The 8,979-nt window shown below is 47.2% G+C and carries 15 protein-coding genes; 9 read left to right on the top strand and 6 right to left on the bottom strand.

The annotated features are described in order from the left end of the window. Positions 1–64: 64 nt before the first annotated feature. The 3 genes from NG792_RS24705 to NG792_RS24695 all read right to left on the bottom strand — a co-directional run bounded on the left by NG792_RS24705 (position 65) and on the right by NG792_RS24695 (position 1,629). Positions 65–778, bottom strand: coding sequence for a hypothetical protein (locus NG792_RS24705; protein WP_261237147.1), 714 nt, complete (start codon positions 776–778; stop codon positions 65–67). Continuing rightward, positions 756–1,079 carry a hypothetical protein gene (locus tag NG792_RS24700; protein ID WP_261237145.1) on the bottom strand — a complete coding sequence of 108 codons (324 nt, stop codon included), beginning with the start codon at positions 1,077–1,079 and terminating at the stop codon, positions 756–758. The genes NG792_RS24705 and NG792_RS24700 overlap by 23 nt, the downstream gene beginning before the upstream one ends. A 277-nt stretch (positions 1,080–1,356) precedes the next feature. Continuing rightward, complete coding sequence (locus tag NG792_RS24695) at positions 1,357–1,629, bottom strand: helix-turn-helix domain-containing protein (RefSeq protein WP_261237144.1); 273 nt, start codon at positions 1,627–1,629, stop codon at positions 1,357–1,359. 183 nt (positions 1,630–1,812) lie between these two features. Here NG792_RS24695 and NG792_RS24690 point away from each other — a divergent pair, with 183 nt between their 5' ends. From NG792_RS24690 to NG792_RS24675, 4 genes are all read left to right on the top strand, one after another. Continuing rightward, a complete protein-coding gene (locus tag NG792_RS24690; RefSeq protein WP_261237143.1) occupies positions 1,813–2,430 on the top strand; it encodes a Rho termination factor N-terminal domain-containing protein in 618 nt (205 codons plus the stop codon). After that, positions 2,427–2,741: a hypothetical protein gene (locus NG792_RS24685; RefSeq protein WP_261237142.1), complete on the top strand. Its 315-nt coding sequence runs from the start codon at positions 2,427–2,429 to the stop codon at positions 2,739–2,741. The genes NG792_RS24690 and NG792_RS24685 overlap by 4 nt, the downstream gene beginning before the upstream one ends. Before the next feature lie 133 nt (positions 2,742–2,874). Then, positions 2,875–3,060 (top strand): hypothetical protein, encoded by a 186-nt coding sequence (locus NG792_RS24680; protein WP_261237141.1) that lies wholly within the window; start codon positions 2,875–2,877, stop codon positions 3,058–3,060. A gap of 79 nt (positions 3,061–3,139) precedes the next feature. Further along, entirely contained in the window at positions 3,140–3,382 is a 243-nt protein-coding gene (locus tag NG792_RS24675) for a hypothetical protein (protein WP_261237140.1), read from the top strand. On the opposite strand, the gene NG792_RS24670 is transcribed toward NG792_RS24675, so the two are convergent. Further along, positions 3,379–3,540: a hypothetical protein gene (locus NG792_RS24670; RefSeq protein ID WP_261237139.1), complete on the bottom strand. Its 162-nt coding sequence runs from the start codon at positions 3,538–3,540 to the stop codon at positions 3,379–3,381. The two genes, NG792_RS24675 and NG792_RS24670, sit on opposite strands and share 4 nt — an antisense overlap. A 187-nt stretch (positions 3,541–3,727) precedes the next feature. On the opposite strand from NG792_RS24670, the gene NG792_RS24665 reads away from it, so the two are divergent. Both NG792_RS24665 and rpsN read left to right on the top strand, forming a co-directional pair. Further along, positions 3,728–5,119, top strand: coding sequence for an IS110 family transposase (locus tag NG792_RS24665; protein WP_261237137.1), 1,392 nt, complete (start codon positions 3,728–3,730; stop codon positions 5,117–5,119). A gap of 111 nt (positions 5,120–5,230) precedes the next feature. Beyond that, positions 5,231–5,533: a 30S ribosomal protein S14 gene (rpsN, locus tag NG792_RS24660; protein WP_261198685.1), complete on the top strand. Its 303-nt coding sequence runs from the start codon at positions 5,231–5,233 to the stop codon at positions 5,531–5,533. Between the two features lie 89 nt (positions 5,534–5,622). Here the strand turns inward: rpsN and NG792_RS24655 are convergent, their stop codons facing one another. Then, positions 5,623–5,952 carry a DUF8822 family protein gene (locus NG792_RS24655; RefSeq protein ID WP_254563839.1) on the bottom strand — a complete coding sequence of 110 codons (330 nt, stop codon included), beginning with the start codon at positions 5,950–5,952 and terminating at the stop codon, positions 5,623–5,625. A 414-nt stretch (positions 5,953–6,366) separates the two neighbouring features. Between NG792_RS24655 and NG792_RS24650 the strand changes: the two genes are divergently transcribed. Then, positions 6,367–7,263, top strand: coding sequence for a TIGR02587 family membrane protein (locus NG792_RS24650; RefSeq protein WP_317619404.1), 897 nt, complete (start codon positions 6,367–6,369; stop codon positions 7,261–7,263). Then, on the top strand, positions 7,260–7,706 hold the full coding sequence (locus tag NG792_RS24645) for a TIGR02588 family protein (protein WP_261198686.1): 447 nt from the start codon (positions 7,260–7,262) through the stop codon (positions 7,704–7,706). The genes NG792_RS24650 and NG792_RS24645 overlap by 4 nt, the downstream gene beginning before the upstream one ends. 77 nt (positions 7,707–7,783) lie before the next feature. Here the strand turns inward: NG792_RS24645 and NG792_RS24640 are convergent, their stop codons facing one another. Continuing rightward, entirely contained in the window at positions 7,784–8,038 is a 255-nt protein-coding gene (locus NG792_RS24640; RefSeq protein ID WP_261237136.1) for a hypothetical protein, read from the bottom strand. A gap of 344 nt (positions 8,039–8,382) precedes the next feature. Between NG792_RS24640 and aat the strand changes: the two genes are divergently transcribed. After that, complete coding sequence (gene aat / locus NG792_RS24635; RefSeq protein ID WP_261237135.1) at positions 8,383–8,961, top strand: leucyl/phenylalanyl-tRNA--protein transferase; 579 nt, start codon at positions 8,383–8,385, stop codon at positions 8,959–8,961. Positions 8,962–8,979 lie beyond the last annotated feature (18 nt).

Here is an 8,979-nt window from a genome sequence, read left to right as displayed (position 1 = left end):
CTGTTTATTGGTGCAGGAATAGGGGCCTCTTGTTCATTTACCCCCCCTGCTTTTTATAACTTTTTCAGCAAACCCTAGATATAGCGCTCCTGGAGCTGTCATCTGACACCATATCTAGTGTAGAATCGTGGGATTCCACCCTTTGATGATCGTTCCTCCCTGGGTTGCGATCGCCTGAGTTCCCGGTAGTTTTACAAGCGACTCTACCGGGATTCTCTGTTTTTCGGCCAAAAATCAGGTTATCCCAGATAGCCTTCCCTTCCATCTCGGTTAAAGGGTTTGAGTTTGATGCTATAGAACAGGAGCAATCGCCACTGACGTTCCCTAGCATTCCCAGATTTTTAGAGTCCTGTGGTGCGCCGGTGCGATCCCCGGTGACCTGACGATCGCCCTCGCCGCTGCTGTCAAGATTTTCCCCAGCGGTGCGACAGATTCCAATATGCCGATCGCCGCTGGCGCTGCTGTCTAAACTTTCAACCCCTGGGGAAGGGAAAGCGATCGCACTGGGGATAACTTCTTCCCCTGGCGTTGAATTTCCCCCGCCGGTGATTTTCTGGGTTGATTTGACTGGAGAGAATTGACCGGGTATGCTGATGTCATCATCCTGAGACCTATCCACCCTTGCCTTGGAAGTTTCGGTAGATCCGTTTTCTTCTTTTTTCGGGCTAACAGAGGGAACATACTCCTCCCCATCATGCGTGTCGTAGAACCAATCCGGTTTACCATCGCTTGATGGGGTTGAGTATTTTTCAGGGTCAAACAGAGAAAGTTGGTTCATCGTTCCCGGTATCCTCTATAAAGTCATCAGCCCAAGGTCCATCTTCATCAATCCCTGTAGCATGGCAAGCTGAACACTCTTCACCCTCTGAATCCACGCCGGTTCCGTTGCACTCGTCACACCAATAAGCGGTATCCGGATCTACCTCCCCGGTCCCGTCACAAAACCCACAACTGTACCGGATCCAGTGAAGTTCCCCGGTAATCTCGTAGCCGGTAATCTCTGCGTCATCTTGCACCCGGTAATAGGCGCGATATTCCCCGGTTCCCTCGCAACGAGGGCATTCGATTTTTTCAGCCATCTGCTCAACCCTCATCGCACGGAAACCAAGACCATTACAGAAAGAGCAAAATTCTCTCCATCCCGTTTTAGTCCTAGGGAAAAATAGCCGCCGATGGCTTGTGCCGCAAGAGCAGGGGAGGTAATACCAATCCCTGTACAGGGCCTCGATAGCCTCTGTGATAATTTCAACCGATGGATCCTGACTCGACTCGTTCCCTAGCATTGCTCCAAAATCCTCCTCTGTCTTAATCGCAATCTAAAGGGGCCCTCTGTCACGAACGACAGAGGGTTTGTTTTTATTCGCCCTCCTCTTGGGAGTGCGATCGCACTATCGGTCCGAAGTCATCCGGCAACTCATCGATCGACACTCCCAGCTCACGACATAGGGCTTTGACCTGGGAAATTGTAGGCCGTCCCTGGGTTTCACCTGAAACCCAACGAGCATAAGTTCTCAGGGGGATCCCGCATCTCCTGCATAGTTCCTCCTGAGTTAACTGAGTTCGGTCAATTCGTAGTGCCTCCAATAGGGAACCACCTTCCTGTCTTTCAGCATTTTGTTCTCTTTTCATTATGACTTATTGGCATGACATTTTGGCGTGACAGGTTGACAGAAGTCAGTGTGTCATGCCAGAATGACATACAAGAAACAACACGAATGGACAGGCAGCGAGATGCTGTCCGTTATCAGGGTGCATTGATGCGACCTGTCCTTTCCTCTGTCTATATCACCTTTCTGTCAGGAGAGAAAAAAGATGAGCACCTACTCGCGCCCCAACTTGGAGGCGATGACCGTTGAAGCGATTAAGCAGTTTTGCCGCGATCGCGAGATTACTGGCTACTCGCGCTATACCCGCAAGAGTGACTTGATTGCTTATGTTGAAAGCGTCCTAGACAGCATCGACGCTTTTTTGGAGGAAAATTTACTAGAGGCCCCTACCGAGGAACTGGAAGGCGATCGCGCTGAGAGTTCCCCAGATGCGATCGCATCCACCCAGATCCACCCAGAGCTGTCCCCGGTATCCCCGATCAACCCAGATCCTTCCCAGGTATCCCCGACTCTAGACAAAACTGATCTGTGCTTAGACTCCCTGGTTGTCCCAGAGTTATCCCAGAGTCATCCTAATGGGATAACCGGGTTATCCCCAGGTTATCCCCCGGTTATGCCGCGAGTATCTTGCGAGTATCCGGCGAATATCCTTGGGGTATGCGCGGGTCATGACCCTGACATACCCCGATCATCCTTGGGTCATGACCGACTGATAAACGACCTATACCCAAAATCTAGCCACGGCTTTAGCTCAATCTTCCCCGGGTCTCGAATTAATCCCCTTCCCAGTAGTCACGATCAAGGCAAGGGGTTAATGAGATGAATGAATATCAACGCAGGAAGTTCAAAGGGACCCCAGAGGATTATAAGCGCTTCGTAGATGCGATGAATTCTGAAGGGTTAGATGTAGTTTTAGAATCCATGATTCCTGCTGAGTTAGAGGGGAATCAGTTCGAGTTCACGGCAATTCAACTCATTGCAATCTTGCGATTATCCGAGGCACTGGCGAGGCTGTTGCAATGCTCAACGGAAGAAGTGCATAGCTCTTTTTTGAGTGCTGCCTCTGCGGAGGCATTATCCCTTTCTCCTCATGAGAAAATGGCGATAGTTAACTACTTTTACAGCAAAAGATGAGTCTAAATAACGTCATCTTTGGAAGTTAATTATCCTGTGATTGTACTGTTATACAGTATAGCACTTTCAGTCTCAAACCCTTACCTAGCTTATCTCACTTTGTATTTATACAGTTTGTTCAGGTGCAACTTTGATGAAAGAATACAACCCTAAAAAAGATTCTCTCTATCCTTGGCTTGTTATCTCAACTGACGATAAAGGATTGGAGGTTATTCACGCTCAACTCGCTAAAAGAAAAGAGGTAGATAACGTACTTTGTGCATATCGGCGTCTCTACCCTAATCGCAACCTTAAGGTTGCATACCGTCCCCAAATTTAGCCTTGATTAAAACGGGGAAAGGGACCCCCCTAAAAGGCTCCCTAGTAAATCAATTCGCTTTCCTAAATCTAATCCTATCATGACTACAACAATTGTGAAAGTACCAAGCACTTGGATGGTTTTATTACCGGGCAACCGTTGGGTTAATTTAGCCCAAATTGCCGAGGTTCAGTTGTCTGATACCGCTTGTGAAGCTCGTGTTATTTGGGCTAATGGAAACCGCGCCATTTTCCAGGATGAGCAAGCACTCTATTTGGTTGAAGCTCTTGAGGAAGCACGCGATTCCATAGAGGAGAGGGTATCCAAGATTTTAATCCCCTAATCCCCGCCTGATGACTGGCTTCTGCCAGAGGCGATCGCACTGATGGCGATCGCCTGATCCATAGCTATCGCTGGATCGAAATCTTCCCCCAAAGGGAGGATCGCGGGGAGATAGCGCAATTGAACCGCCCGGGTCTTTGACCCGGTGGTGCTTGGCAATAGATCGGGGTCTTGAGAATGAAATGACCTTTTAAGGTTTACATCTTTCGTGGATCAGACTATTGCCTCTATAGCGCCTAACCCTTTAGAGGCTTGACAGTGAATTGTTTCCTATTCGGGTGATTCGTGGCCCTGAAAGAAAGGGGAAATTTAGCGCAATCCCACCCAGTTACAACCTTGAAAATTCATGGAATCAAAATCAGTCGTTATTGGGCTTGACGTCAGTAAGGATAATGTTGTAGCTTGCCCGCTAACAGAAGCACCTTACAACCTCAAACTCTATTTTAAAGAGAACTCAAAATCATTCCCTCGGTTATATTCTAACCGGGACGGAATCAAAGAATTGCTCGCCCTAAACCCTGACGCGGTGGTAATGGAACCCACGGGAGTACATTACTCATGGATATGGGCTCATGTTTTAAAAAGTCACGGGGTGAAAATACTCTGGGTCGGGCACTCGGAAGTTGCATCCTTTCGGAAATCTAAAAAGTTACCCGATAAGAATGATGCTGCTGACGCGCTCGCCCTCGCCGCTTATGCCCTCGGTTTCTGGAATTATCCAGAGGCATTTTTGGGATATGAGCATGAGAATTTCATCGTGCCAATGAGAGATGGATGTCACCAACTTCAAAGCTTAAATCGGATCCAGAGTCCGATTATCAACCGACTCAGGCAGCAACTCGCCCGGGAATTTCCAGAGGCAGCGTTGAAAGATTCACAACGCGCTATAGATGGACAGGTCCCGTTATGGTGTTTTCTTGCCGGTCGAGAGCGAAACCTCAAAACCAATCATCGCTATTACGAAAAACTTTACGAGATCTCGATCGCCCCTACTTATGGGATTGAAATCTCTGAATATTCCCGTAATCTAGCCCGTCAACTCTGCCAGTTAACCGACTGGGAGATCCAGATAGAGGAAAAGCTAGGGGCTCTCTTGAGACAACCAGAACTCAGGGTTTATAACCGAGTGATGGAAGAGTTAGGGATGGGGATGAGAACTCGTTGTTGGGTCATCTCCCACATTTTCCCGATCGAGCGGTTCATGGGTTCCGGTGATTATCGCAATTGGCGAGCCCGTTTTAAACAGCGTCTGGGCTATGGTGGGATTGAACACTCATCCGGTGATAAAGAATCAACCCAGAAAAGCGGATCCAAGATATCGCGCCAAATGCTCTATTTATGGATTGTCACGACGATCGCACCCGTGAAAGCTCGCCCCGATACCGAGATCTCAAAACAACTGGCTGAGTTCTACGATACCCGGACTCGGCAATATAACGATAACCCTGAGATTTACCATTCCCGGTTATTGGAAAAACAGAAACAGGATGCGATCGCAACTCTCAAGACTCAACTCGGGCCCTTGCTTTCCCCTGCTATCCTCAGTCAACTAGAGCAAAGTCTAAACCTTACTCTTGATCTCCCTGCGTTACTGGGAACTGATGGCAAAGCGACGGCCCCGGTAAAAAAGGGTGAGGCGAAAAAGCGTTTTGGAAAGCTGATATGTTCCCAGACTGCCGCGAAAGGTGTAGAACTGCTTTTCAATGAACTCATGAAAGAATTGCACCCAAAATCCTGACCCGGTAAAGCAAAAGCAATCCCTCTCTAACTATTGAGAGGGATTGTTTTTTTGAGGTGAAATGATGTACAGTGAAAGATGCTGTCTTTTTTAAGGGATGAGAATCATTACATGGCTAAGAAATCCATGATCGAGCGGGAAAAGAAACGCAAAGCGCTCGTTGACAAGTACATCGATAAGCGATTTGAGTTAAAAGCGCAATTTGCCGCCGCGACGGATCCAGAAGAAAAATTGCAAATTCACCGCCAACTTCAACAACTCCCCCGCAATAGCGCCCCAAACCGGGTCCGCAACCGTTGCTGGCTGACGGGACGTCCCAGAGGGTTTTATCGCGATTTCGGACTCTCTCGGAACGTGATTCGCGAAATGGCCCACGAAGGACTCCTCCCTGGGGTTGTCAAGTCTAGCTGGTAGTCCAAAGCTATATAGAGCGTGGATTTTGGATTTTAGATCAGACTTTTAAAATCTAAAATCTAAAATCTAAAATCCCGACGCTCCCCAGGTTATTGTCCACAACAGCGATCAATCCCCAGACTATCCAACAGTAAGTCACTGACGGCATTCGCGATCGCAAATTCCCCATAAAAACTTTTAGAAAAATCAAACGCCTGCATTTCAGTCACGATCGCAATCACCAAAGACCCTAGGTCATTCTCGCCTTCGAGTCGCTGACGGACAAAAATTTGCGTCGCTCGTTCCGCAATCTGGTGGTTGACTGCCTCGGGAATAAACTCGCGATCGAGCCACTGATGTAAAGCAGCCTGCAACCATTTCCCCTCCTGTTGAGGATTACTCATTGGGGGCAACGTAATCGGTTTAATGGGTTCACTCATGGGCATTGAATGTGACATTACTATTTCCCAATTTTATAGTACATTCTCCCTCATACCCACCCTAAACCGCGATCAAAGATGAACCCTGAAAAATGACCCCTCCAGTTCGGTGTGACAATTTCAGTCGTTCCCCTAGTTCCAAATCACAATATGAGTCGTGATCCGATGTTTGTAGTAACGACTTGATTTCGTTATCTTATCTCTATTCAAAATCACGACTTCAGCCGTTATCTTCCCGTTTGTAGTAACAACTTAATCTCCTTATCTTATCTCTATTCAAAGTCCCGAAAAGAGCTGCAAAAATCTATCGGAAGGATGATGCCATAGGGCAGAATATAATTATAAAATATAAAACTATAAAAAATAGAAAATGAATCATTCCTGTAGTAAAAAGCAAGGTTGAAATTTTGAAAGATGATGGGAAAGCGCGAGGGAAAGTCTCACCAAAAATGGGAATGGGCGGAAGAATCGGATGAGCTAATTCGGGGGATTTCTGGAGGATTTTTGTTTGGAATTCCCCTATTGTACACGATGGAAGTGTGGTGGATCGGTTCGTATAGTAAAGCGTCGATGAGACTGGTGGCGCTGGCGATTACCTATTTGGTGGTGTTTTTCTTCAATCGCACGGCGGGATTTCGGCGCAACCAAGATATCGAGATGCGATGGCGGGATACGGCGATGGAGAGTGTGGAAGCGATCGCGATCGGCTTGGTTTCGGCAACAGTGGTGTTGATATTATTGCGACAAATCGATATTCACACGCCTCTGAATGAAGCACTGGGAAAAGCGATTTTTGAAGGATTGCCCTTTTCGTTAGGGGTAGCGCTGGCAACGTCATTGATGAGTGGCGATCGCTTTGAATTAAATTTGGAGAATAATAACACCAAAGGCAATTCAACAAAACCAACAGAAATAGAAAACAATTTAGCCGATTTGGGTGCCACTTTAATCGGGGCAATTTTTATTGCCTTTAACATCGCACCTACCGATGAAGTTTCCATGCTGGCGGCGGCGAGTTCTCCCCCTTGGCAAATTGCCGTTGTGGTTTCTTCTTTGCTGATTTCTTACTGTATTGTATTTGCAGCGGGATTTCGGGGACAAAAAAGACGATATAAACAGCGAGGGATATTTCAAGATCCGTTAGGAGAAACCTTAATTTGCTATTTAGTATCTTTGGGTGCATCGGTGGTGATGTTGTGGTTTTTCCAGAAACTTAACTTTAGCGATCCTTGGCAAATTTGGCTGAGTCATAGTATAATATTGGGACTTCCAGCAGCGATCGGCGGTGCAGCGGGGAGGTTAGCGGTATGACATCAGAAATGAAAGAGACGCAAAGCAAACAGACGCAACAAAACGATAGACGACGCCAAGAAATTGCAGGGCGATCGCCTGCGGAATGGGTGACATTTAGCATTGCTTTGTCAATCGTGGCGATTCTGATTGGATTGGTGAGTTATGACTGGATGACCCAGGGCGATCGCCCGCCGATTCTCTCCGTAACGCCAAAGGGACAGATTCAAGAACGCAACCAGCAATTTTACGTCCCCTTTCGGGTACAAAACGAAGGGGGAGAAACCGTCGCTTCAGTTCATGTGATTGCCGAATTAGAAATTGATGGAATTACTTATTCAATGGGAGAACAAGAAATCGAATTTTTAGCCAAAGGAGAGACAGAAGAGGGGGCATTTGTGTCAAACAGAGACCCTCGCCAAGGAAAATTAACCATGCGAATTTCCAGTTATAAGTTACCGTAGGCGGATAAACCGGGGCGATTGAAATCGCGTTTACACAGTATCATTCTGCCTTCGCGGACTAATTTATTAAGGTTAATTCAGCACAAATAATAGGATCGCGTCTCCCAACAAGAACCCCCCACAGAAAAATTCCTGTAGAGACGCCGATAAGAGCGCGTCTCCCAACAAGAGCCACCCACAGTTTTAGCTTTTGCCAACAGGAAATCCCAGGGGATATAGAAAGCGATCGCATGATAGAATAAAGCATGAGAAAAACAGGAGGCGATCGGCATGGAGACCAAACGCTCAAAACCGCAAATTGTTCTGCGAGACGGCAAACCAGTGGCGGTCATTTAGCATATTGACGAATACCAAGAAATGCTGGAACGACTGGAAGACATCGAAGATGTAGAAGAGTGAGAGCGGATGCATCAAAACGGGGTAGAATTTAGGAGCCTTGATCGCTACGCTAGATATAGTGTTCATGGGTAAGTCCTGACTACAAACAGAAGAGAACGATAGCAAGTCGGGACGTTGGACTTGATCCTTGATTCTTCATTCTGAGTCAGAGTATTCCCTCAGTTTCATGATATTTTTAAGTCGTGAGCCGGTTTGAGGGCAGCACTTTCTTCCCTTTTTAAGCCGTTCCTCTCTTGTGTCTGTCTGCAATTTCTCCATTTTTTAACCGGCTAAGTTCATGGAATTTGATATTCCGTCAATCATCCAAGGTTACGCCCAAGGCTATTTTTTAATGGCGAATGTGGGCGATGAGAGCGTAGGGTGGTACTCCAGTCGTAAGCGAGCGCTGATTCCCCTAGACGATCGCTTCCGCTATCCTTCATCCCTGAATCGCGCCCTGAATCAAGAACGGTTCACCGTGGCGATCGACCGAGATTTTAAGGCGGTGGTAGAAGGTTGTTCCGATCGCCAGACGACTTGGATTTCTCCTGAATTAAAAGAAATTTATTGGGAACTTTACTCCCAAGGCTGGGCGCATAGTTTTGAAACCTGGCAAGGAGATACCCTCGCTGGGGGGATTCTGGGAATTGCGATCGGGGGAGCTTTTATTGGCGAGTCGATGTTTTATCGAATTCCGGAAGGGTCAAAAGTAGCGATGGTGAAGCTAGTGGAACGACTGCGCGATCGCCAGTTTATCTTGTTTGATGCCCAAATGAGCAACCCCCATTTGGACCGATTTGGAGCCTACACCATCAGCGATCGGGAATATCAAGCCTTACTCCAAAAAGCCCTACAACGCTCCTGTTCATTAGTCTAACCCCCACCCCTTCCCCAC

Origin of the sequence: Laspinema olomoucense D3b, assembly GCF_025370785.1 — a bacterium.
Classification (GTDB): Bacteria; Cyanobacteriota; Cyanobacteriia; order Cyanobacteriales; family Laspinemataceae; genus Laspinema; species Laspinema olomoucense.
Note: the sequence above shows the minus strand (reverse complement) of the source record. Positions and strands in the feature narration are given on the sequence as shown.

Excerpts from the sequence above, each read along its gene's own strand:
- NG792_RS24705 (WP_261237147.1), bottom strand. The coding sequence starts at position 778 with ATGAACCAACTTTCTCTGTTTGACCCTGAAAAATACTCAACCCCATCA.
- NG792_RS24700 (WP_261237145.1), bottom strand. The coding sequence starts at position 1,079 with ATGGCTGAAAAAATCGAATGCCCTCGTTGCGAGGGAACCGGGGAATAT.
- NG792_RS24695 (WP_261237144.1), bottom strand. The coding sequence starts at position 1,629 with ATGAAAAGAGAACAAAATGCTGAAAGACAGGAAGGTGGTTCCCTATTG.
- NG792_RS24690 (WP_261237143.1), top strand. The coding sequence starts at position 1,813 with ATGAGCACCTACTCGCGCCCCAACTTGGAGGCGATGACCGTTGAAGCG.
- NG792_RS24685 (WP_261237142.1), top strand. The coding sequence starts at position 2,427 with ATGAATGAATATCAACGCAGGAAGTTCAAAGGGACCCCAGAGGATTAT.
- NG792_RS24680 (WP_261237141.1), top strand. The coding sequence starts at position 2,875 with ATGAAAGAATACAACCCTAAAAAAGATTCTCTCTATCCTTGGCTTGTT.
- NG792_RS24675 (WP_261237140.1), top strand. The coding sequence starts at position 3,140 with ATGACTACAACAATTGTGAAAGTACCAAGCACTTGGATGGTTTTATTA.
- NG792_RS24665 (WP_261237137.1), top strand. The coding sequence starts at position 3,728 with ATGGAATCAAAATCAGTCGTTATTGGGCTTGACGTCAGTAAGGATAAT.
- rpsN (WP_261198685.1), top strand. The coding sequence starts at position 5,231 with ATGGCTAAGAAATCCATGATCGAGCGGGAAAAGAAACGCAAAGCGCTC.
- NG792_RS24655 (WP_254563839.1), bottom strand. The coding sequence starts at position 5,952 with ATGAGTGAACCCATTAAACCGATTACGTTGCCCCCAATGAGTAATCCT.
- NG792_RS24650 (WP_317619404.1), top strand. The coding sequence starts at position 6,367 with ATGATGGGAAAGCGCGAGGGAAAGTCTCACCAAAAATGGGAATGGGCG.
- NG792_RS24645 (WP_261198686.1), top strand. The coding sequence starts at position 7,260 with ATGACATCAGAAATGAAAGAGACGCAAAGCAAACAGACGCAACAAAAC.
- NG792_RS24640 (WP_261237136.1), bottom strand. The coding sequence starts at position 8,038 with ATGACCGCCACTGGTTTGCCGTCTCGCAGAACAATTTGCGGTTTTGAG.
- aat (WP_261237135.1), top strand. The coding sequence starts at position 8,383 with ATGGAATTTGATATTCCGTCAATCATCCAAGGTTACGCCCAAGGCTAT.